We start from the raw sequence: 22,388 nt of genomic DNA on the forward strand, positions 1-22,388 counted from the left end.
TCATTTACTTAAGTGAACAGCAACTGGGACAACTGGATAGTACAGACAGTGTTCGCCCTCCCAATCCTGTTGCAAACCATGAAATGACTCACACAGTTCTATCGTTTGCCCGCGCGAAGACTGCTAGCATCGGGGCCGAGATTGAACATTCGGTCTGGCCCATCACAGGTTGCCCATGCTCGAGACACCAGCACTGCAAAGGAACGCTACGCTGCCCGCGCCCCTGGACACGCGTTATCAGGTTGAAACGCCGGAAGGCATCGACCTGCCGCTGCGCCCGGCGGGGTTGATGCCGCGTGCAATCGCCTTCGCCATCGACCTGGGTATACGCGGGCTGGTCCTGGGTTTTTTCTTCCTGGTCCTGGCGTTTTTCGGTGAGCTGGGGCTCGGCCTGGGCTCCATCCTGCTGTTTGTCGTCAGCTGGTGGTACATGGTGCTGTTCGAGGTGCTCAACCAGGGACGCTCCCCTGGCAAGCAGATCATGGGGCTGCGCGTGGTGCAGGACGATGGCCGGCCCATCGGCTGGTCGGCGTCGTTGATCCGCAACCTGCTGCGTTTCGTCGACATGCTGCCCTTTGGCTACACCTTCGGGGCCATTTGCTGCCTGCAGCATCCGGCATTCAAGCGCTTGGGCGACCTCGCGGCCGGCACGCTGGTGGTGTATCGCGAACAACCGATCAAACGCCCCGCCTTGCCCATGGCCCCGCCGATACGCACGCCTTTCACCCTGAACCTGCATGAACAGCGCGCCGTGCTGGGCTTCGCCGAACGCCAGGCCGAACTGTCCCCGGCGCGGGTCAACGAACTGGCGGCGATCCTGGCCACGCCACTGAACGTCCAGGTACCGAACGCCACCGCCGAACTCAATGGCATCGCCCGTGGCCTGTTGGGGCCGACATGAAGCAGAGCCTGTTCGAAAGCCGCCACCAAAGCGAATGGGAGCACCTGTCCCGGCAACTCGATCAACTGGAGCGCAGTCGCAACGTGCCCCAGAGCGGTGATTTCCCCGCCGCCTACCGACGGCTCTGCCATCACCTGGCACTGGCCCAGGCCCGGGGCTACAGCAGTTTGCTGGTCGACACCCTGCAACAACTGGCGCTACGCGGTCATCAGCAACTCTACCGGGATCGCAGCCGCCCCTCAGCCAGCCTCTCGGCCTTCATCCTGGTCGGTTTCCCTCGCCTGGTGCGTGAACAATGGCGCTTCGTGTTGGCCGCCAGCCTGATGTTCCTCGGCAGCCTGGTGGGCATCGGGCTGCTGGTCTATCTGTTTCCGGAACTGGTCTACAGCGTGCTGGGCGCCGACGAAATCAGCCAGATCCGCAGCATGTATGACCCCGCCTCCGGGCACCTGGGGCGCTCCGTCGAACGGGCCGCCAGCGAAGATTGGGTCATGTTCGGCTACTACATCATGCACAACATCGGCATTGCCTTTCAGACGTTCGCCAGTGGCTTGATGTTTGGACTCGGGAGCGCGTTCTTCCTGCTTTTCAATGGCCTGACCATCGGCGCAGTGGCCGGGCACCTGACCCAGATCGGCTCGGGAGGAACGTTCTGGTCGTTCGTGATCGGCCACGGCGCCTTCGAACTCACCGCCATCGCCCTGGCCGGCGCCGCGGGCCTGCAATTGGGCTGGGCCTTGATCGCGCCGGGACGCCTGACCCGGGGCGAGGCCTTGCGACTCGCGGCGGGCAAAAGCGTGCTGATGATCGGTGGCGTGATGCTGTTCCTGCTCATCGCCGCGTTCATCGAGGCCTACTGGTCCTCCAGCGCCGTGACGCCCGCCACCAAATATACGGTGGGCGCGTTGTTGTGGCTGTTGGTGATCAGCTATCTGTCGTTTGCCGGACGGGTCCGCCATGCGCCTGAGTGACGCCACCGTCGTCATCCGCCCACGCACCAACTGGGAAGCCATGGATCTGGGTGTATTGATGAGCCAACAGCATCGGCGCCTGCTGATGACCAGTTGGGCGATCATCACGCTGCCGGTGTACCTGCTGCTGACCCTGCTGCTGTGGGACTCACCGTCCCTGGTGGTGATGCTGTTCTGGTGGTTGAAACCGGCCTTTGACCGTCTGCCCTTGTACATTCTGTCCAAGGCGCTGTTTGGCGAAACCCCCACCTTGAGGCAGGCCTTGCGCCAATGGCCAGCGCTGCTCAAGCCCCAGTTGCTGGCCAGCCTGACCTGGCGCCGGCTGAGCCTGAGCCGTAGCTTCCTGCTGCCGGTGGTGCAACTCGAAGGACTCACCGGTGAAGCCCGGGAGCAACGCATACGGGTCTTGCTGCAACGCAACCGCGGTGCCTCGCAATGGTTGACCATCATCGGCATGCACCTGGAAACCGCCCTGTGGTTCGGCCTGATGGCGCTGTTCTATCTGTTCGTGCCGCAACAAGTCGAATTGCAATGGGATTGGGAGACGCTGGTGTCCGCAGCCGAACACGACTGGCTTTGGTTCGAGCACCTGGTCAACTTCCTGTATCCGCTGCTGCTGATCTTGTGGGAACCGGTGTACGTCGCCTGCGGCTTCAGCCTCTACCTGAACCGGCGCACGATCCTCGAGGCGTGGGACATCGAACTGGTGTTCCGGCGCCTTCGCCAACGGCTGAGCGGCGTAGCCCCGGTGTTGTTGCTACTGGCCCTGGTGATGCTGCCATTGGCGCCCCCGGCGTTTGCCGCGGAGGATAACAACGGCCCCGACAGCCCACGCTTGCTCAACCAGCCCCTCACCAGCGAGGCCTCCCGGGACGGCATCGAGGCGATCCTCGACGCCCCGCCTTTCAAGAACTCCGAGACCGTCACCCGTTATCGTTTCGGCGAAGACACCGCTGAATCCACCGAGGAGACCGAAGAGACCGAGGCCAAACCGAGCTGGCTCAAGGCCCTGTTCAAATGGCTCGGCGGCCAACGCTTCGACATCGCCGCGGCGCTGATCCAGATCGCGCTGTGGGCCTGCTTGATAGGCGCGATCGTCTGGCTGGCCTGGCACTATCGGGAGCGGCTCAAGGCCCTGGTCAATCGCCGACCAACGCCACGCCTGCCCGTGGAACGAGCGGCGCCGGCACGCATGTTCGGCCTGGATATCCGGGAAGAAAGCCTGCCGACCGACATCGCCGCCAGCGTCGAACAACTGTGGGCCACGCAACCCCGTGAAGCCCTGGGCCTGCTGTACCGGGCCCTGCTCAGCCGGTTGCATCATGACTTCAAGATCCCCTTGAAACCGTCCGACACCGAAGGCCAGGTGCTGCAACGCGTCGAACAGCTCAAGCAGGACGAGCTGCTGGGCTTCAGCAAAGCCCTGACGCTGCATTGGCAAAACATTGCCTACGGGCATCGCCCACCGCCGACTCACCTGCAACAGGAACTGTGTGACGGCTGGCGCGGGCTGTTCGGTCCGGGAGCGTCTCGATGAGCCGGCACGCGGGGTGGCTGATCGGCGCCGTGCTGGCCGCCGTGGTGTGCGCATTCGGCTTCTTCCTCTACACCAAAGCGGTGCCTTATGAAGAGGTCGTCGAGCACGGCCCTTCTCCCGAAGCCCAGGCCAACCCTTACCTGGCCGCCGAGCATTTCCTGCGCCAGCGGGGCATCAACGTCGAACACGCCAACAGCCTGGATGTATTACCCACCCTGGAGCCTCGCCAGCACAGCCTGCTATTGCTGGGCGAGCGCACCCACATGACGCCCCGGGAAGTCGACCGGTTGATGAACTGGACCCGGGCCGGCGGGCGCTTGCTCTTCGTCGCCGAAGCCCTGTGGGACGACAGCACCGGCAGCAGCGGCGGCGACCTGCTGCTCGACCGCGTGCGCCTGCGCCAATTCCTCAGCAAGGACCTCAAGGAGCCCGCACCCGAACTGATCAAGGACCGCTACCCGGAACTGACCAAGCTCTACCTGGAAGACGAAGAGGCGCCGGCCTATATCAGCTTCGACACCGACTTTCACCTCGAAGACCCGCATAACCTGGCCCAGGCCTGGGCCAACAGCGCGTCGTCGACCCACATGATGCAATTGACCCTCGGCCTGGGCTCGATCACCGTACTCACCGATGCCGAGCTGTGGAAGAACGATGCGATCGACCAGTACGACAACGCCTGGCTGCTCTGGTACTTGAGCGCCGACACGGACGTCACGCTGCTGTTCAACACCGACCACGACGACCTGCTGACCCTGTTGCTGCGCTATTTCCCCCAAGCCCTGGTGGCACTGCTGGCCCTGGTTGCCCTGTGGTTCTGGCATTCGGCGGTGCGCCATGGCCCGCTGCAAGCACCCGCCTCCAAGGCACGGCGCCAGTTGGAAGAACATGTGCAGGCCAGCGCCGGTTTCCACCTGCGCCACAACGGCCAGCAGCACCTGTTGCACGCCTTGCAACAAGACGTGCTGCGCCGGGCACGCCACCTTCACCCAGGCTTCGAACAACTGGCCGTCGCCGAACAATGGCAGGTCCTCGCCCGCCTGACCCGACAACCGACGCGGGCCATCAGCCAGGCCTTGAGCCCACGGCCGAAACAGCGGATGCCCGGCGCCGAGTTCTGCCGCCAGGTCGCCCATTTGCAAACTCTTAGGAATGCCTTATAGATTTTCCGCAGAAAAATCCGCAAAAACAGCGGAAATAATCTATCGTACGGTATCGCAAAACCCAGTAGTTACGGGCTTTATCGACCATTTATTTTCCGCATAAATTTCCGCAGGAATTGCCCAAACAATATCCGCGGCGCCAATTGATCGCGGCCCTGGCAGGCCATCACCGGGTGGCGCTTGTTCACCCCTTCCTGGACGGTAATGGTCGAGTGATTCGGATGTTCACCCACCTGCAGCTTGTTCACCTTGGGCTGAAACCTTTTCTCTGGTCACTGTCTCGCGGCCTGGCTCGCAGGCAAGATGAGTACTATCGCTTCCTGGCCTTGGCTGATCGCCCTCGCGAAGGTGACTATGACGGGCGTGGCCAACTTTCACAGCGTCACTACTTCAACTTCATCGAATTCATGCTCGATGTCTGCCGCGACCAGATTGAGTTCATGACCACCTCGCTAAACCCGGCCAAGCTGCGCGAACAGGTTGTTCATGTGTTCTCGACGGATCCTGAGCTTCGCCGTGCCGGCATCCGGCCCACCAGTGCTGCTGCCGTACTGGCGCTTCTCACTCAGGGCGTAATGCCGCGGGCGGAGTTCAAGGTGTTCACAGGTTTGAAGGATCGGCTGGCAACCGAAGAACTGGGCCGCTTGATCGAAGCGGGGATCGTGGTCAGCAGTACCCCCAGATCCCGCACGGTGGAAGCGGGTCTGCCCGCACGCTTCGCCGGATTGATCTTTCCGAACCTGCATTTTCAAATGGGCTAAGGTGTGCAGCGACTCAGTTGTCAGCGCCCGGCACTGCCCCCTGTCGCGAGTCATAGGATTTAACCGTTAGGAGAACGCCAGAATTGACGACTGAACAGAACGAACCTACCGACGGCCAGGCCCACGCCGCCCAACAGCGCCAGCGCGCCAGTCAGTTGGCCCAGGCCATCCGCACCGAGCTGCGCAAAGCGGTGGTGGGTCAGGCCAGCGTGATCGACGATGTGCTCACGGCATTGATCGCCGGTGGCCACGTATTGCTCGAAGGCGTTCCCGGGCTAGGCAAGACCTTGCTGGTGCGGGCCCTGGCTCGCTGTTTCAACGGCGAGTTCGCGCGCATCCAGTTCACCCCCGACCTGATGCCCAGCGACGTCACCGGGCATGCGGTGTACGACTTGCAGACCGAGCAGTTCAAGCTGCGCAAGGGCCCGGTATTCACCAACCTGCTGCTGGCCGACGAGATCAACCGGGCACCGGCCAAGACCCAGGCCGCGCTGCTCGAAGCCATGCAGGAGCGTCAGGTCACCCTCGAAGGCCGCGCATTGCCCATCAGCCAGCCGTTCATGGTCCTCGCCACCCAGAACCCCATCGAACAGGAAGGCACCTACCCACTGCCGGAAGCCGAGCTCGATCGGTTCATGCTCAAGGTGCGCATGGACTACCCGGACGCCGACCAGGAACTGGACATGGTGCGCCAGGTCAGCCGCTCGACCCGCGCCGACATGCTCGACGTGCAACCGCTGCGCACGGTGTTGCAGGCCAAGGATGTGCAAGCGTTGCAACGCATCGCCAGCGACCTGCCGATGGACGACCAGGTGCTCGACTACGCCGTGCGCCTGGCCCGCACCACGCGCAGTTGGCCGGGCTTGACCCTCGGCGCCGGGCCGCGCGCATCGATTGCCCTGGTCCGTTGCGCCCGGGCCCGGGCGTTGTTGCGCGGCGGCGACTTCGTGGTGCCGGACGACATCAAGGGCTGCGCCCTGGCCGTACTGCGCCATCGCGTACGCCTGGCGCCGGAACTGGACATCGAAGGGCTGTCGGTGGACCAAGTGCTAGGGCAACTGCTCGATCAAGTGCCGGCGCCGCGGTTGTGAGACACACCATGCCGCAGATACCTGCAATGGCAAGGGAATCCATGTGGAAGCAAGGCTTTCTGTGGGAGCAAGGCTTGCCCGCGATGAAAACAACACGGTCTCTCAGAAATAGAGGCGCCTGTTTCGCGAGCAAGCTTTGCTCCCACATAAATCCCCTCGCCACAAAAGCCCGCTCCGCATCTCCTCTCAAGGGCATGCGCCGATGAAACCCTCACGCCTGCTGCTGACCTGGCTCGCCCTGCTGCTGGCCGTGAGTATCGTGCTCGGCGCACTGCGAGCGCTGGGCTTCGCGGTGCCATCGACGCTGCTGTCGATCAACTGGGGATTGCTGTTGGCCCTGCTGGTCCTGGCACTGCTCGACGCAGTACGCGTCCGGCGCCTGCCCTCGCCGCGGGTGCAACGGCAGATGCCCGGGAGCTTGGCCCTGGGCCGCTGGGGTGACGTCCGGCTGGACATCAGCCATGACTTTACCCAGCCGCTGAACGTGCAGCTCTTCGATCACGTACCCGATGGGCTGGACTTCGAAAACCTGCCGCTGTCGGTCGAATTGCAACCCGGCCAGCGCAGCCAGGTCGGCTACCGCCTGCGCCCGCTCAAGCGCGGTCACTTTACCTTCGTCCTGTGCGAAACCAACCTGCCGAGCCCGCTGGGCCTGTGGACCGACAAACGCCTGCTGGAGGCCGTCGACCACACCCGCGTCTACCCGGATTTCGCCAGGCTCTACGACGGTCAACTGCTGGCGGTGGACAATTGGCTCAGCCAACTCGGCATCCGCCAGCGCCAACGCCGCGGCCAGGGGCAGGAGTTCCATCAACTGCGGGAATTTCGCGAGGGCGACAGCCTGCGCCAGATCGACTGGAAAGCCACCGCCCGCCATCGCACGCCGATCGCCCGGGAATACGAAGACGAGCGCGACCAGCAGATCATTTTCATGCTCGACTGCGGCCGGCGCATGCGCAGCCAGGACGGCGAGCTGGCGCATTTCGACCATGCCCTCAACGCGTGCCTGCTGCTCAGCTACACCGCCCTGCGCCAGGGCGACGCCGTGGGCCTGAGCACCTTCGCCAGCGAGCAAAGCCGCTACCTCGCACCGGTCAAAGGCACCGGCCAGCTCAACGTCCTGCTCAACACCGTATACGACCTGGATAGCAGCCAACGCCCCGCCGACTACCAGGCGGCCGTCACCGAACTGTTGGCCCGACAAAAACGCCGAGCCCTGGTGGTGCTGGTGACCAACCTGCGGGATGAAGACGATGCGCTACTGCTCGCCGCCGTGAAACGGCTGGGGCAACAGCATCGGGTACTGGTGGCCAGCCTGCGGGAGGAAGCCCTCGACCGGTTGCGCCAGACACCGGTGCAAACCTTGCCCGAGGCCTTGGCCTACTGTGGGACAGTGGATTATTTGAATGCGCGGGCCGAACTGCACAAACAGCTCGCCGCCCATGGCGTGCCAACCCTGGATTCGCGCCCCAGCGAATTGGGCGCGGCCCTGGTGACCCAATACCTGGCCTGGAAAAAGGCCGGGACCGCCTGAAGCTGATCCCTTAAGAAAAACGATGAACCCGTGGCGAGGGAGCTTGCTCCCGCTGGGCTGCGTAGCAGCCCCTTTTTTAGGGAGCGCTTCGCACTAAAGCGCCAGCCCGGTCACATTGGTCCTACAGCGAGACAGCAAAAGTCCGATTAACTACAGCGCCTTGCGCAACGGACTACAGATCCGCCAGAATCCGCCGGCTTGTGCACCTTGGCCTTGCCCCGTAACTTGATTCGCGTCGCTGATATCCAGCGATCGGGTTTAGTCGCCCGGTGGTAAAAGTGATGTGCACAAGTTTCATCCAGTCGGGTTCCCTATCCCCGTACTTGATGGTGGCTGTGCGCAGGGCGCCCTCGGGCGCGCCGGTCTTCACTTTTCCACCGGTCGACTAACCTGCGTCCAGCCGCCACCCTTCGTTTAGTCGCGAACCGGGTGGCTGCCTCATAATGGAAAAGTGAATATGATCAAGCCGACGCCAAATCCACCCCACGAATCCCCCGACCCCGAAAAACTCGACGAAGCCGCCCAAAGAGCCCTCGACTACTACCTCAGGCCCAACCACGGCCAACCCGATAAAAAGCCTTACAAACAACCGGACTACTTCATCGTCGCCCCCGACGCCGACCCCGAAGGCATGCTCGCGCACACCTACGAAACCTTCTGCTCGGTGAGCACGTTGATCCTGGATCTATCGGAAGACCTCGAAGGCGCTCCGCGCAACCTGGCCTTGGCGATTCACCAGATGGGCGAGATGGGGGTGTTGTTGCTGGAGAAGATGCTGGATAACGAGGCGAGGGTTCAGCGCTGAGGGCCGAATGCCTGTAGACGCAGGCGGATGAAGGTCCTGTGGGAGCGGGCTTGCTCGCGAAGGCGGCGGCACATTCAGCATTGCTGCAAGCTGATCCACCGCTTTCGCGAGCAAGCCCGCTCCCACAATTAAGTGAGGTACACCCGCAGGAACCAGGCCTTGCGGCTAGGACCCAAGCGGCATCAAGCCGACGCCGGCAACGGATAAAAACAGAAATACTGCCGCAACGCACTCACCAGCTCCCCGTAGTCCGGTGGCGCCCACAACAGGCTGAAACCGGCGTCAAAATGCTGCGGGGTCACGTCTTCGTGGCACCACAGGCACCTGGCTTTCAACTTGATGTTTTGCTGCGGCCCTTCGTCAGCGGGGATTTTCAGGTGCAGCTCGAAATCCGCACCGACCATCAACGGCAGCTGGCTGATCAGCATCAGCCCATTTTCAGAAACGTTGCCCAAAAAACCGATGGGCCTGTCGTTGATACCGTTGAATACTTTGAGGAAATACGGCAACTCATGCCGTTCGATTCGGCGTTCCTTGTACATGTTTTGTATCGCTTTCTTAGCGGCCACATACCGGGCCTACCGATCACTTCGGAACGAACCCAAGCGAGCCCGCTCTCCCCAATCCCGGTGCCAGACGCTTTCAATCGTCTTGGGCCTACCTCTGCCGGTCTCAGGTGTTTCTAGACAATAGAGATCTAGCTCTAACTACGACTTGTACAAATATAGCCCAAGCTAAGATGACAGCCAGTCCCATGTATTAATTTTCATAAACAAGACGGGCAGAGGACGGATGGCCAGGATTACCCCTGGCCACGGGAGGGAGGGTCAAGAAGCAGGGCGGATCGCCGAGGCGCTGCGGGTCGGGTAGTGGCCCAGGCTCTGCAGGGTTTCGAGCCGGGCGCGGGCGCGGAACGCGTATTCGCTGTTAGGGTACTGGGTGATGATGAACTGGTAGGTCTGCGCCGCATCGATAAACAACTTCTGCCGCTCCAGGCATTGGCCGCGCAGCATCGAGACTTCCGGCTGCATGTAGCGGCGGGCACGGCTGGCGCGGTCGACCTTGGACAGTTCGAGCATGACCTGCTCGCAATTGCCACGGTCATAGGCCTTGTAGGCCAGGTTCATGTGGTGGTTCATCGACCAACGGGTGCAGCCCGTGACGCTCAGGGCCAGGGCAACAAAAAGCACGAATCGCATGGGAGGTTCTCCTGTCTTGAGCTCTGTATCGACCTGGGCCAGGAAATCTTCAGCCCAAAAATTGCGCCGGGTTTTGTCCTTCTGGCAAGGAGGATGATCAGTTATGGGAGCAGGGGAATGTGAGTGAAGGTCTGTGGGAGCAAGGCTTGCCCGCGATGGCGCATACAAGATCGCCATCGCGAGCAAGCTATGCTCCCACAGATCATCCAACACACCAGCTCAGGCTGTGCTCCCACAGGTCATTCCACCGCGGCTCGTCAAGGCGCAAAAATTTTCAGGAATGTTCATTTCGAAAAACAAACGAAAAAGTAGTGCATATGAACAATGACTACACCCAAAGAGCATAGTAGCCTTCGCTGGCGCTTGAACTTGAGGAGTCTTGCATGTCCGTCCGTCGCACCAAAATCGTCGCTACCCTTGGCCCGGCCAGTAATTCGCCGGAAGTTCTCGAACAGCTGATTCTCGCTGGCCTGGACGTTGCCCGTCTGAATTTCTCCCACGGCACCCCCGACGAGCATAAGGCTCGTGCCAAGCTGGTGCGCGACCTCGCTGCCAAGCACGGCCGCTTCGTTGCCCTGCTGGGCGACCTGCAAGGCCCGAAGATCCGTATCGCCAAATTCGCCAACAAGCGCATCGAGCTGAAGATCGGTGACACCTTCACCTTCTCCACCAGCCATCCGCTGACTGAAGGCAACCAGCAAGTGGTCGGCATCGACTACCCCGACCTGGTCAAGGATTGCGGCGTCGGCGACGAGCTGCTGCTTGACGACGGTCGCGTGGTGATGCGCGTCGAGACCGCCACCGCCACCGAACTGAACTGCGTCGTGACCATCGGCGGCCCGCTGTCGGACCACAAAGGCATCAACCGTCGCGGCGGTGGCCTGACGGCCCCAGCCCTGACCGAAAAAGACAAGGCCGACATCAAGCTGGCCGCGGAAATGGAAGTCGACTACCTGGCCGTTTCCTTCCCCCGTGACGCGGCGGACATGGAATACGCCCGTCAACTGCGCGACGAAGCCGGCGGCACCGCCTGGCTGGTGGCCAAGATCGAACGCGCCGAAGCCGTGGCCGACGACGAAACCCTCGATGGCCTGATCAAGGCGTCCGACGCCGTGATGGTGGCCCGTGGTGACCTCGGTGTGGAAATCGGCGATGCCGAGCTGGTGGGCATCCAGAAGAAGATCATCCTGCACGCACGCCGCCACAACAAAGCGGTGATCGTTGCGACCCAGATGATGGAGTCGATGATCCAGAACCCGATGCCGACCCGCGCCGAAGTGTCCGACGTAGCCAACGCCGTCCTCGACTACACCGACGCTGTGATGCTGTCGGCCGAAAGCGCCGCCGGCCTCTACCCGCTCGAAGCGGTGCAGGCCATGGCGCGCATCTGCATCGGCGCTGAAAAGCACCCGACCAGCAAGACCTCCAGCCACCGCATCGGCAAGACCTTCGAGCGCTGCGACGAAAGCATCGCCCTGGCGACGATGTACACCGCCAACCACTTCCCGGGCGTGAAGGCGATCATCGCCTTGACCGAAAGTGGCTACACGCCGCTGATCATGTCGCGCATCCGCTCCTCGGTGCCGATCTACGCGTTCTCCCCGCACCGCGAAACCCAGGCCCGCGCGTCGATGTTCCGTGGCGTCTACACCGTGCCGTTCGACCCGGCCGCCCTGCAACCGGGCGAAGTCAGCCAGGCGGCGGTGGATGAACTGGTCAAGCGCGGCGTGGTGCAGACCGGCGACTGGGTCATCCTGACCAAGGGCGACAGCTACCACACCATCGGCGGCACCAACGGGATGAAGATCCTGCATGTTGGCGACCCGATGGTCTGAGTGACCGAGCGCTGAAAAACAAAAGCCCTGCCATGTGAATGGTGGGGCTTTTTGGTTTTTGCCTGCAAAAAATGTGGCACTTGGACTGGCCCCATCGTGAGCAAGCTTTGCTCCCACAGTTCGGCCGGCGTACACATCTCACCTGTGGGAGCGGGCTTGCTCGCGAAGGCGTCGGCCCATTCAAAATGGATGCAAGCTGACCCACCGCTTTCGCGAGCAAGCCCGCTCCCACAGGGGGTTTGTGTTGAACACATTATTCGTGAACACCACAGACCTACTGTGGGAGCAAAGCTTGCTCGCGATAGGGCCAGTCCAGGCGCTGCAAAACCCAATGCCTGTTGATAAACCCCGACAACGCGGCTACCTGCCTGCCCTCTTCCTCAATCACCTTGCGCAACTGTTCCCGGTCTGGAAATCAGCGCTCAACCACGGGGCAGGAAGACGTCGGCCAGCAGTTGATTACGCGGCAAGCCGGCCAGGTACAAACGCTTGGCAAAGGCCTCGACCCGGTCGGGATGGCCGCAGAGTAAGGCTTGGGTTTGCCGGGAAACAAGCCGCAGTTGCGTCAAGGCGGACGGCGCCTCGGCCGCGGTCAGCAGCTCCACCGAGAGGTTTTGATGCTTGGCCGCCAGCGCCTCCAGGGGTTTGGCCAAGTAATGCCCGGCCGCATCATGGGCCACGTGAATAAGGCGAATCGCGCCTTGGTGATGCTGGCGCAACGCTTCGCGCAGCAAGCCAAACAACGGCGCCAGACCAGTACCAGCAGCCAGCAGCCACAACGGTCTGTCGTGCCAGTCGGAGTCGTAATGCAGGGCACCGCCGCGCAACTCGCCCAGGCGGATCGGGTCACCGGCCTTCATCTGGCGAGCGGCATCAATGAATTGGCCGGGCTCGCGGCAATCGAGGTGAAACTCCAGGAACCGGTCTTCCTCGGGCAGGCTCGCCAGGGAATACGGCCGCGCCACGTCGCCGGCCCACAGCACCAGATGCTGCCCGGCCCGATACCGCAGCGCCCGCTCGGGAATGACGCGCAAGCGCAGCACCTCGCCGCCGAGCCAATCCACCGCCGACACCTGAGCGGCCTGACCGTCGCGTTGCGGGTCGAAGGTGTGGATCTGCACGTCCTCGACCACCTGGCATTGGCAAGCCAGCCGCCAGCCTTGGTCGCGCTGCGTCGGGCTCAGGGCATCGGGACGGCTGTCACGCACATCACCGCCTACGCACTGCACCAGGCACGCGTGGCAGCTACCGGCGCGGCAGCTGTAGGGCACCGTTACACCGGCACCGTTCAAGGCGTCCAGCAGGTTACTGCCCGCCGCCACCGTCCAGTGCCGACCGGCGACTGTCAGTTCAGGCATCCACATTCTCCCAAGCGGCGGCGCACCGATTGCGGCCGTCTCGCTTGGCACGGTACAGGGCTTGGTCGGCTCGCTGCAACGCGTTGTCCAGGTCATCGCCCATGTCCAGCATCGTCATGCCCGCCGACAGGCTGAGGGCACCGACCTGCAGGCCGATCAGCTCGACTTCGGTGAACGCCAGCCGCAGCCGCTCGCAACAGGCCGTCAGGCGCTGGGGGTCGCAAGCGGGCAGCAGCATGACGAATTCCTCGCCGCCGTAACGGGCCAATACATCGCCTTCGCGCAGGCATGCCGTGGCGACCGCGGCGAACGCCTGGAGCACTTGGTCGCCGGCGGCGTGGCCGTGCAGGTCGTTGATGCGCTTGAAATGGTCGAGGTCGATCAGGGCCAAGCCATGGGCGACGCCGGGCCTGAGGGTGTTGAGTTCACGGGAGGCCAGACGCAGGAAATGCCGGCGATTGAACAGCCCGGTCAGCTCATCGGTGGCTACCAGGTCTTCGAGCTGGCGCATCATCCCGCGCAAGGTGTCCTGGTGCGCCTGCAAGGCAAACCGCCGCTGGCGCATGCGCTGGCGTGAGGTCTGGACGTAGCGGGCGTAAAACACCAGCCACACCAGCACGAGAAACAGCACGGCCACCTGCAACCCGGCCAAGGTGGGATCGGGAAGCCTGAAAAAATAACCGTCCCAGAGGGTAATCGCGGTGAAACTGATGAACACCAGCGACGCGCAGCGCACAAAGGCCCGGCGTGACAGGTGGAACAGCCCGAACAGCAGAATCAGCACATAAAACACCAGGAACACGCCCCGGGCCTGGTCCAGGTGCGCCATCATCCAGGTCTGCCAGCCCAGGCCGATCAACACCTGGACTTCGGTGAGGCTGGGGTCGGCAAAGCGCAGGTTGCGGTCGGTGATAAACAGGGTGAACAGCCCGGCCTGGCACAGCACGACCAATACGCTGCCGATGATGACACCGCGCAACGAGTCCAGGTAATGCCCACTGAAAAATGCCAGCCACAACAAAACCAGTGCCAGCGCGTACGTCGCGGCCGCCAAAGCGAAGCGTTTCAGCAAAAGACGTTGAATGGCGTTATGGGTCAATCGTTGACTCACCATGGGAAAGGAAACTGACAGGAGGCGTCCTACGCTACAGGCCAGACGCCACTTTAGTGGCGTGTAGGACAAATGACCATTCAATTCTGGAGCAGAAAAATGGCGTCAAAGCAATGGCCCAATTGACGCAGTTGTTTGAGGCCTGACACTGACCCCGTGCACCGCCCTATTAGGCTGTGGGAGCAAGGCTGTGGGAGCAAAGCTTGCTCGCGATGCAGGCGCCTCGATTCCCCGGGAGACCGCGTTGTCTTCATCGCGGGCAAGCCTTGCTCCCACAGAAGCCTTGCTCCCACAAAGCCTTGCTCCCACTGGGGGCTGGCCTGCGATATACTGCCGCGCCTTTTTAGCGTCGCGCCAGCATGCCCGGCGTGCCTTGACCTGGGGTCAGCTTCAAGCTCCAAGCAACAAGCTGAAGCAGTACGCGTACTGCTCTGAACTTGCCGCTTGGAGCTTGAAGCTTGCAACTGCCTCATAAAATGTTCCCGTCTTTAGAGAGGAGCGCGACTCATGACCGTGATCAAGCAAGATGACCTGATACAGAGCGTCGCCGATGCCCTGCAGTTCATTTCCTACTACCACCCCGTGGATTTCATCCAGGCGATGCACGAAGCCTACCTGCGCGAAGAATCGCCGGCGGCCCGTGACTCCATGGCGCAGATCCTGATCAACTCGCGCATGTGCGCCACCGGCCATCGGCCGATCTGCCAGGACACCGGCATCGTGACCGTGTTCGTGCGGGTAGGCATGGACGTGCGTTGGGATGGCGCGACCATGGGCCTGGACGACATGATCAACGAGGGCGTGCGTCGCGCCTACAACTTGCCGGAAAACGTCCTGCGTGCCTCCATCCTCGCCGACCCGGCAGGCGCACGTAAAAACACCAAGGACAACACCCCGGCGGTCATCCACTACTCCATCGTCCCGGGCAACACCGTGGAAGTGGACGTGGCAGCCAAGGGCGGCGGTTCCGAGAACAAGTCGAAGATGGCCATGCTCAACCCGTCCGACTCCATCGTCGACTGGGTGCTCAAGACCGTTCCGACCATGGGCGCCGGCTGGTGCCCACCGGGCATGCTCGGCATCGGCATCGGCGGCACTGCCGAGAAAGCCGCGGTGATGGCCAAGGAAGTCTTGATGGAATCCATCGACATCCACGAGCTCAAGGCCCGCGGTCCGCAAAACCGTATCGAAGAGATGCGCCTGGAGCTGTTCGAGAAGGTCAACCAACTGGGCATCGGCGCCCAGGGCCTGGGTGGCCTGACCACCGTGCTCGACGTGAAGATCATGGACTACCCGACCCACGCCGCCTCCCTGCCGGTGTGCATGATCCCCAACTGCGCCGCCACCCGTCACGCCCACTTCGTGCTCGACGGCACCGGCCCGGCGTCGCTGGAAGCACCACCGCTGGACGCCTACCCGGAAATCGTCTGGGAAGCCGGTCCGTCGGCCCGTCGCGTCAACCTCGACACCTTGACCCCGGAAGACGTGCAGAGCTGGAAGCCGGGTGAAACCGTGCTGCTCAACGGCAAGATGCTCACCGGTCGCGACGCCGCGCACAAGCGCATGGTCGAGATGCTGAACAAGGGTGAAACCTTGCCGGTGGACCTCAAGGGCCGCTTCATCTACTACGTCGGCCCGGTCGATCCGGTCGGCGACGAAGTGGTCGGCCCGGCCGGTCCGACCACCGCCACGCGGATGGACAAGTTCACCCGCCAGATCCTTGAGCAGACCGGCCTGTTGGGCATGATCGGCAAATCCGAGCGCGGCCCGACCGCCATCGAAGCGATCAAGGACAACAAAGCCGTCTACCTGATGGCCGTCGGCGGTGCCGCTTACCTGGTGGCCCAGGCGATCAAGAAATCCAAAGTCCTGGCGTTCGCCGAACTGGGCATGGAAGCGATCTACGAGTTCGAGGTCAAGGACATGCCAGTGACGGTCGCCGTGGACAGCAAGGGCGAGTCGGTGCATATCACTGGTCCTGCCATCTGGCAGAAAAAGATCAGCGACAGCCTGGCGGTCGAAGTGCAGTAACAGGCATTTTGGCGCAGTGAAGAAGGCCGGTGGGGGCGACAAGTCCACCGGCCTTTTTTGTGCAGTGATGCCACAGCCCCCCCCCTGTGGGAGCGGGCTTGCTCGCGAAAGCGGTGTGTCAGTTTGCGGTGATGTTGGATGGGCCGGCCTCTTCGCGAGCAAGCCCGCTCCCACAGGTGATCTTGGGTGTTCATAAGTTTGGGGATCACTGCGGTCATTGTGGGAGCTAGCCTGCTCGCGAAAGCGGTGTGTCAGTCGACATCAAGTTGGATGTGCTAGCGTCTTCGCGAGCAGGCTCGCTCCCACACTGGATCTCAGGTGACACAACATCCCAATCCACGACCAATCCCTGTTGGAGGCTAACTACCTGATCGCTCGAAGCAACCGCCATGCTATCGTGCCCGCCCGACTTTCCACTGGTTTACGCCAGCATGCTGCCGACCACCCGTACCTTGCGCCTGTCGTTGTACACCTTGCTGATCCTCACCGGCGCGGCGGTTGCCGCCACCCTCGCCGTGCGCCACGCCGAGCGCGAGGCCCTGGAAGAAGACGCCAGCCGTGCCAGCCAGCAGTTGGCGCTGTATGCCAATTCGTTGCACACCCTGATCGAACGCTACCGCGCCCTGCCCGCCGTGCTGGCGCTGGACCCGGAGTTGCGCTCGGCCCTCAAAGGGCCGGTCAGTCCAGCCCAGCAGGATGCGCTGAATCGCAAGCTCGAACAGATCAATGGCGCCGCTCAGTCATCCACGTTGGAACTGCTCGACCACAGCGGCCTGGCCGTCGCGGCCAGCAACTGGCGCCTGCCCAGCAGCTACGTCGGGCACAACTATGGTTTCCGCCCCTACTTCATCCAGACCCGCACCCAGGGCACCGGGCGGTTCTATGCGGTGGGCGTGACCAGCGGCATCCCCGGGTACTTCCTCTCCAGCGCCGTGACCGGCGACGACGGCGCGTTCCTTGGTGCGATGGTGGTGAAACTGGAGTTTCCGGAACTGGAGCGCGAATGGCGCCAGGGCAGCGACACCCTGCTGGTCAGCGATGCCCGGGGCATCATCTTTATCGCCAATCGCCCGGGCTGGCGTTATCGCCACTTGCAGCCACTGACCGACAATGACCGCGCCGAACTCAAGGCCACCCGCCAATACGACAAACAACCACTGCAAGCCCTGGCCCATGAGCCGGTGCGCCGCTTCGATGACAACAGCCATCTGGCCCGGGTCGAAGCCCCCGATGGCTCGGCGGATTACCTGTGGGAATCCTTGCCGTTGACTGCCGAGGGCTGGACCCTGCACTTGCTGCGTCGCCCGCAAATCACCTTCGAGGACTTGCGCAACGCCGGGCTTGCCGCCGCCGGTTTGTGGTTGGCGCTGGTGTTCCTGTTGCTGTTTCTCAACCAACGCTGGCGCCTGGCAAGGTTGCGCCAGCGCAGCCGCGAAGAGCTGGAACGGCTGGTGGAGGAGCGCACCCGGGATCTGCGCACGGCCCAGGACGGGCTGGTGCAATCGGCCAAGCTGGCGGCGTTGGGGCAGATGTCGGCGGCCCTGGCCCATGAAATCAACCAGCCGTTGACCGCCCAGCGCATGCAATTGGCAACCTTGCGCCTGCTGCTGGATCACGGGCGGGTCGATGACGCCTACAAAGCCCTCAAGCCGGTGGACGACATGCTGACCCGCATGGCCGCCCTTACCGGCCACTTGAAGACATTCGCGCGCAAAAGCCCCAGCGGCCTGCGCGAGCGCCTGGACCTGGCGGCGGTGGTGGACCAGGCCCTGCAACTGCTGGACACGCGCCTGCGTGACGAGCAAGTCAGCAGCGTGCTGCACCTGACTCGCCCGGCGTGGGTGCGCGGCGATGCGATCCGCCTCGAACAGGTGTTGATCAACCTGCTGCGCAACGCCCTCGACGCCATGGCCGAGCAACCTCTCAAACGCTTGGAAGTGCGCCTGGAGGCCGATGAGCAATTGTGGCGCCTCACCGTCAGCGACAGCGGCACCGGCATCGCCGAGGAACACCTGGCCCAAGTGTTCGATCCGTTTTTCACCACCAAGGCCGTGGGCGACGGCCTGGGCCTGGGGCTGGCGGTTTCGTTCGCAATCATCCATGAGTCCGGTGGCCGGTTGACGGCGGACAACCATGAGCACGGCGCGGTATTCTGCGTGACCTTGCCCATCGATCAGGAGGCTCAACTGCATGCTTGATTCAGTCATGGTCGTGGATGATGAAGGCAGTATCCGCAGTGCCGTCGAGCAGTGGTTGAGCCTGTCGGGGTTCCAAGTGCAGCTGTTCAGTCGCGCCGACGAATGCCTGGCCCGGCTGCCGGAGCATTTCCCCGGGGTGATCCTCAGCGATGTGCGCATGCCCGGCCTCAGTGGCCTGGATCTGCTGGCCGAAGTGCGCCGCCGGGATCCGGACCTGCCGGTGATTCTGTTGACCGGCCACGGCGACGTGCCCATGGCCGTGGAGGCCATGCGCGACGGTGCCTACGACTTCCTGGAAAAACCCTTCAGCCCCGAAGCCTTGCTTGGCAGTTTGCGCAGGGCCCTGGACAAGCGTTTCCTGGTGCTGGAAAACCGTCGGTTGCACGAGCAGGCCGATGCCAGGACCAAGCTCGACGCCACCTTGCTTGGCGTGTCCCGCTCGCTGCAAAACCTGCGACGCCAGGTGCTGGACCTGGCAACATTGCCGGTCAACGTGTTGATTCGTGGTGAAACCGGCAGTGGCAAAGAATTGGTCGCCCGTTGCCTGCACGACTTCGGCCCAAGGGCAAGCAAACCTTTTGTAGCCTTGAACTGCGCGGCGATTCCCGAACCGCTGTTCGAGGCCGAACTGTTCGGCCATGAAAGCGGCGCCTTCACCGGGGCCCAGGGCAAGCGCATCGGCAAACTCGAATACGCCGATGGCGGCACGCTGTTTCTCGACGAGATCGAAAGCATGCCCCTGGCCCAGCAGGCCAAGCTGCTGCGCGTCCTACAGGAAAAGAAACTCGAACGCCTGGGCTCCAACCAGAGCATCCGGGTGGACCTGCGCATCATCGCCGCCACCAAACCCGACTTGCTGGACGAAGCCCGGGCCGGGCGCTTTCGCGAAGACCTCGCCTATCGCCTGAACATCGCCGAACTGCGCCTGCCACCGCTACGCGAACGGCGCGAAGACATTCCCCTGCTGTTCGAGCATTTCACCCACCACGCCGCTGAACGCCTGGGCCGTCCCGCCGCGCCCTTGAGCGGGCCCCAGTTGAGCCATCTGCTCAGCCACGACTGGCCGGGCAATGTGCGGGAATTGGCCAACGTCGCCGAGCGCCAGGTGTTGGGGCTCGATCAACTGCCCGCCCTGGAAACGGAACCGGGCCAGTCCCTGGCGGCCCAGCAGGAAGCCTTCGAAGCCCAATGCCTGCGCGCCGCCCTGACTCGGCACAAAGGCGATGTGAAAGCAGTGCTTGAGGAACTGCAACTGCCACGCCGCACCTTCAATGAAAAGATGCAGCGGCATGGGTTGAGTCGGGAGATGTTTTTGTAGGGCCCGCTGAATTCGCTGTGTCTGAACCGGCCTCATCGCGAGCAAGCTCGGCTCCCACAGGGGCCTGTGTACACCGGGCAACTCCCACAGGAGCCTGTGTACACCGGGCAAAATGTGGGAGCGGGCTTGCTCGCGAAGGCGTCAGGTCAGTCGATATCGAGCGGGCTGACACACCGCTTTCGCGAGCAGGCTCGCTCCCACAAGGATCATATGTACACCGGGCAAAATGTGGGAGCGGGCTTGCTCGCGAAGGCGTCAGGTCAGTCGATATCGAGCGGGCTGATACACCGCTTTCGCGAGCAAGCCCGCTCCCACAGGGACCTTTGCACACCGGACAGTAATGTGGGAGCGAGCCTGCTCGCGATGAGGCCGGTACAGACGACAAACCTCTCCCCGCATAAGCGGATTCCCGCCCACACCCGCCGCCACAATAAGCGGATTTCCGCTTACGCAACGCCACGACCCCCTCTAAACCGGCCCTCTCCCACCTGGCACAGCTCCTGCTATAGCCCTGTCAGGCTGCGTTCCCACGCGCTCCACAAAAACAATTAAACGAAGGATCCTTCAATGGACAACTCCAACGCCCTGCCCATTGGGTCGGCTGCCGTGCCCGCCCGTGAAAGAACCACCGCCAGCCGGATCAAATCGATCTTCAGCGGCTCGGTCGGCAACATGGTCGAGTGGTATGACTGGTACGTCTACGCCGCATTCTCGTTGTACTTCGCCAAAGTCTTCTTCCCCAAGGGCGACACCACCGCCCAACTGCTCAACACCGCCGCGATCTTCGCCGTGGGCTTCCTGATGCGCCCGATCGGCGGCTGGCTGATGGGCCTGTACGCCGACCGTGCCGGTCGCAAACGTGCGTTGATGGCCTCGGTGTACCTGATGTGCTTCGGCTCGCTGATCATCGCCTTGAGTCCGAGCTACGAAACCATCGGCGTCGGCGCACCGATCCTGCTGGTGTTTGCCCGCTTGCTCCAAGGCCTGTCGGTGGGTGGCGAGTACGGCACCTCGGCGACCTACCTCAGCGAGATGGCGACCAAGGAACGCCGCGGCTTCTTCTCCAGCTTCCAGTACGTGACCCTGATTTCCGGCCAGCTCATCGCCCTCGGCGTGCTGATCGTGCTGCAACAGTTCCTCACCACTGAACAGCTGTATGCCTGGGGCTGGCGCATCCCGTTCGCCATCGGCGCGCTGTGTGCGGTGGTGGCGCTGTACCTGCGTCGCGGCATGGAAGAAACCGAGTCGTTCACCAAGAAAGAAAAAGCCAAGGAAAGCGCCATGCGCACCTTGATGCGCCATCCAAAAGAGCTGATGACCGTGGTCGGCCTGACCATGGGTGGCACGCTGGCGTTCTATACCTACACCACCTATATGCAGAAATACCTGGTGAACACCGTCGGCATGAGCATCTCCGACTCCACCACCATTTCCGCCGCCACGCTGTTCCTGTTCATGTGCCTGCAACCGGTGATCGGCGGGCTGTCGGACAAGATCGGTCGCCGGCCGATCCTGATCGCCTTCGGCATCCTCGGCACCCTGTTCACCGTGCCGATCCTCACCACCCTGCACACCATCCAGACCTGGTGGGGCGCGTTTTTCCTGATCATGGCGGCACTGATCATCGTCAGCGGCTACACCTCGATCAACGCCGTGGTGAAAGCCGAGTTGTTTCCCACCGAAATCCGCGCCCTGGGCGTCGGCCTGCCCTACGCGCTGACCGTGTCGATTTTCGGCGGCACCGCTGAATACATCGCGCTGTGGTTCAAGAGCATCGGTATGGAGACCGGCTACTACTGGTACGTGACGGCCTGCATCGCCGTGTCGCTGCTGGTGTACATCACCATGAAAGACACCCGCAAGCATTCACGGATCGTGACCGACTGACCTCCAAGTCGTACGCACAAAAGGGGCGAACCTACAGGTTCGCCCCTTTTTTCGTTCTGCCTGTCCAAAGATTTATCCGACATTAATCTCTGGTTAATGCCTGACCTCCATTCTCAGACTCAACAGAACGCCAATCGATACGCCGGCAATGGGGCCTCATTGACCGTTCTGTGACAATCCGAAACAGATCGATTTAATCGATAGCTTTAAGCATTTATTTGCGCTTTTTAATCAAATTAACGAGCGTAATATGAACTCCACACCCAAGGCGCCTAACGCCAAACATTCTGGAGCACGACCATGAAAACCAAACTGATCATCGCCCTGACCCTGTCCGTACTGGCCGCCAACACTTTTGCTGCCGACGGCTTCGACCGCACCAGCTCGGCCATCGCCGCTGATGGTTATGACCGTACTGGCGCTTCTACCCTCGCCGCCGACGGTTTCGACCGTACCAACGGCGCCATCGCCGCCGACGGTTTCGACCGTACCAACGGCGCCATCGCCGCCGACGGTTTCGACCGCACCAACGGCGCCATCGCCGCCGACGGTTTCGACCGTACCAACGGCGCCATCGCCGCCGACGGTTTCGACCGTACCAACGGCGCCATCGCCGCCGACGGTTTCGACCGTACCAACGGCGCCATCGCCGCCGACGGTTTCGACCGTACCAACGGCGCCATCGCCG

General features: G+C 62.5%; 18 protein-coding genes. 14 read left to right on the forward strand and 4 right to left on the reverse strand.

The window, feature by feature from the left end:
- The first annotated feature begins 175 nt into the window (after positions 1–175).
- From J3361_RS13235 to J3361_RS13270, 8 genes are all read left to right on the forward strand, one after another.
- On the forward strand, positions 176–901 hold the full coding sequence (locus J3361_RS13235; protein ID WP_207964956.1) for an RDD family protein: 726 nt from the start codon (positions 176–178) through the stop codon (positions 899–901).
- The gene (locus tag J3361_RS13240; protein ID WP_186729425.1) at positions 898–1,872 is read left to right on the forward strand and encodes a stage II sporulation protein M; all 975 of its coding nucleotides are present in this window, start codon (positions 898–900) and stop codon (positions 1,870–1,872) included. The genes J3361_RS13235 and J3361_RS13240 overlap by 4 nt, the downstream gene beginning before the upstream one ends.
- Positions 1,859–3,409, forward strand: a complete 1,551-nt coding sequence (locus tag J3361_RS13245) for a DUF4129 domain-containing protein (protein WP_207964957.1) — start codon at positions 1,859–1,861, stop codon at positions 3,407–3,409. Before J3361_RS13240 ends, J3361_RS13245 begins: the two co-directional genes overlap by 14 nt.
- On the forward strand, positions 3,406–4,572 hold the full coding sequence (locus J3361_RS13250) for a DUF4350 domain-containing protein (protein ID WP_207964958.1): 1,167 nt from the start codon (positions 3,406–3,408) through the stop codon (positions 4,570–4,572). Before J3361_RS13245 ends, J3361_RS13250 begins: the two co-directional genes overlap by 4 nt.
- 221 nt (positions 4,573–4,793) lie before the next feature.
- The gene (locus J3361_RS13255) at positions 4,794–5,333 is read left to right on the forward strand and encodes a hypothetical protein (protein WP_243458866.1); all 540 of its coding nucleotides are present in this window, start codon (positions 4,794–4,796) and stop codon (positions 5,331–5,333) included.
- A gap of 83 nt (positions 5,334–5,416) precedes the next feature.
- Entirely contained in the window at positions 5,417–6,424 is a 1,008-nt protein-coding gene (locus tag J3361_RS13260; protein WP_207964959.1) for a MoxR family ATPase, read from the forward strand.
- Positions 6,425–6,626: 202 nt separating this feature from the next.
- Positions 6,627–7,958 carry a DUF58 domain-containing protein gene (locus J3361_RS13265; RefSeq protein ID WP_207964960.1) on the forward strand — a complete coding sequence of 444 codons (1,332 nt, stop codon included), beginning with the start codon at positions 6,627–6,629 and terminating at the stop codon, positions 7,956–7,958.
- 457 nt (positions 7,959–8,415) lie between these two features.
- A complete protein-coding gene (locus J3361_RS13270; protein WP_207964961.1) occupies positions 8,416–8,763 on the forward strand; it encodes a DUF6124 family protein in 348 nt (115 codons plus the stop codon).
- A 182-nt stretch (positions 8,764–8,945) separates the two neighbouring features.
- Here the strand turns inward: J3361_RS13270 and J3361_RS13275 are convergent, their stop codons facing one another.
- Both J3361_RS13275 and J3361_RS13280 read right to left on the reverse strand, forming a co-directional pair.
- On the reverse strand, positions 8,946–9,305 hold the full coding sequence (locus J3361_RS13275; protein WP_207964962.1) for a PilZ domain-containing protein: 360 nt from the start codon (positions 9,303–9,305) through the stop codon (positions 8,946–8,948).
- 285 nt (positions 9,306–9,590) lie between these two features.
- Complete coding sequence (locus J3361_RS13280; protein ID WP_207964963.1) at positions 9,591–9,962, reverse strand: tetratricopeptide repeat protein; 372 nt, start codon at positions 9,960–9,962, stop codon at positions 9,591–9,593.
- Between the two features lie 383 nt (positions 9,963–10,345).
- On the opposite strand from J3361_RS13280, the gene pyk reads away from it, so the two are divergent.
- A complete protein-coding gene (gene pyk, locus J3361_RS13285) occupies positions 10,346–11,797 on the forward strand; it encodes a pyruvate kinase (protein WP_053124684.1) in 1,452 nt (483 codons plus the stop codon).
- A gap of 422 nt (positions 11,798–12,219) precedes the next feature.
- On the opposite strand, the gene J3361_RS13290 is transcribed toward pyk, so the two are convergent.
- Together J3361_RS13290 and J3361_RS13295 are read right to left on the reverse strand one after the other, a co-directional pair.
- Positions 12,220–13,155, reverse strand: a complete 936-nt coding sequence (locus J3361_RS13290; RefSeq protein ID WP_207964964.1) for an iron-sulfur-binding ferredoxin reductase — start codon at positions 13,153–13,155, stop codon at positions 12,220–12,222.
- Positions 13,148–14,254, reverse strand: a complete 1,107-nt coding sequence (locus J3361_RS13295; RefSeq protein ID WP_186706392.1) for a GGDEF domain-containing protein — start codon at positions 14,252–14,254, stop codon at positions 13,148–13,150. The genes J3361_RS13290 and J3361_RS13295 overlap by 8 nt, the downstream gene beginning before the upstream one ends.
- A 519-nt stretch (positions 14,255–14,773) precedes the next feature.
- Between J3361_RS13295 and J3361_RS13300 the strand changes: the two genes are divergently transcribed.
- From J3361_RS13300 to J3361_RS13320, 5 genes are all read left to right on the forward strand, one after another.
- The gene (locus tag J3361_RS13300) at positions 14,774–16,297 is read left to right on the forward strand and encodes a fumarate hydratase (protein ID WP_003178511.1); all 1,524 of its coding nucleotides are present in this window, start codon (positions 14,774–14,776) and stop codon (positions 16,295–16,297) included.
- Positions 16,298–16,728: 431 nt separating this feature from the next.
- The gene (locus J3361_RS13305; protein ID WP_207964965.1) at positions 16,729–18,495 is read left to right on the forward strand and encodes an ATP-binding protein; all 1,767 of its coding nucleotides are present in this window, start codon (positions 16,729–16,731) and stop codon (positions 18,493–18,495) included.
- The gene (locus J3361_RS13310; protein WP_207964966.1) at positions 18,488–19,813 is read left to right on the forward strand and encodes a sigma-54 dependent transcriptional regulator; all 1,326 of its coding nucleotides are present in this window, start codon (positions 18,488–18,490) and stop codon (positions 19,811–19,813) included. The genes J3361_RS13305 and J3361_RS13310 overlap by 8 nt, the downstream gene beginning before the upstream one ends.
- Before the next feature lie 567 nt (positions 19,814–20,380).
- Entirely contained in the window at positions 20,381–21,700 is a 1,320-nt protein-coding gene (locus tag J3361_RS13315) for an MFS transporter (RefSeq protein ID WP_014339957.1), read from the forward strand.
- Positions 21,701–22,000: 300 nt separating this feature from the next.
- Positions 22,001–22,388: heme utilization protein (locus J3361_RS13320; RefSeq protein ID WP_207964967.1), on the forward strand; the 388-nt coding region annotated here is incomplete at its 3' end.

The sequence above is a fragment of the Pseudomonas sp. OA65 genome, assembly GCF_017498305.1.
GTDB lineage: Bacteria > Pseudomonadota > Gammaproteobacteria > Pseudomonadales > Pseudomonadaceae > Aquipseudomonas > Aquipseudomonas zanjanensis.

Excerpts from the sequence above, each read along its gene's own strand:
- J3361_RS13255 (WP_243458866.1), top strand. The coding sequence starts at position 4,794 with ATGTTCACCCACCTGCAGCTTGTTCACCTTGGGCTGAAACCTTTTCTC.
- J3361_RS13310 (WP_207964966.1), top strand. The coding sequence starts at position 18,488 with ATGCTTGATTCAGTCATGGTCGTGGATGATGAAGGCAGTATCCGCAGT.
- J3361_RS13245 (WP_207964957.1), top strand. The coding sequence starts at position 1,859 with ATGCGCCTGAGTGACGCCACCGTCGTCATCCGCCCACGCACCAACTGG.
- J3361_RS13300 (WP_003178511.1), top strand. The coding sequence starts at position 14,774 with ATGACCGTGATCAAGCAAGATGACCTGATACAGAGCGTCGCCGATGCC.
- J3361_RS13235 (WP_207964956.1), top strand. The coding sequence starts at position 176 with ATGCTCGAGACACCAGCACTGCAAAGGAACGCTACGCTGCCCGCGCCC.
- pyk (WP_053124684.1), top strand. The coding sequence starts at position 10,346 with ATGTCCGTCCGTCGCACCAAAATCGTCGCTACCCTTGGCCCGGCCAGT.
- J3361_RS13305 (WP_207964965.1), top strand. The coding sequence starts at position 16,729 with ATGCTGCCGACCACCCGTACCTTGCGCCTGTCGTTGTACACCTTGCTG.
- J3361_RS13290 (WP_207964964.1), bottom strand. The coding sequence starts at position 13,155 with ATGCCTGAACTGACAGTCGCCGGTCGGCACTGGACGGTGGCGGCGGGC.
- J3361_RS13280 (WP_207964963.1), bottom strand. The coding sequence starts at position 9,962 with ATGCGATTCGTGCTTTTTGTTGCCCTGGCCCTGAGCGTCACGGGCTGC.
- J3361_RS13250 (WP_207964958.1), top strand. The coding sequence starts at position 3,406 with ATGAGCCGGCACGCGGGGTGGCTGATCGGCGCCGTGCTGGCCGCCGTG.
- J3361_RS13265 (WP_207964960.1), top strand. The coding sequence starts at position 6,627 with ATGAAACCCTCACGCCTGCTGCTGACCTGGCTCGCCCTGCTGCTGGCC.
- J3361_RS13240 (WP_186729425.1), top strand. The coding sequence starts at position 898 with ATGAAGCAGAGCCTGTTCGAAAGCCGCCACCAAAGCGAATGGGAGCAC.
- J3361_RS13315 (WP_014339957.1), top strand. The coding sequence starts at position 20,381 with ATGGACAACTCCAACGCCCTGCCCATTGGGTCGGCTGCCGTGCCCGCC.
- J3361_RS13275 (WP_207964962.1), bottom strand. The coding sequence starts at position 9,305 with ATGTACAAGGAACGCCGAATCGAACGGCATGAGTTGCCGTATTTCCTC.
- J3361_RS13270 (WP_207964961.1), top strand. The coding sequence starts at position 8,416 with ATGATCAAGCCGACGCCAAATCCACCCCACGAATCCCCCGACCCCGAA.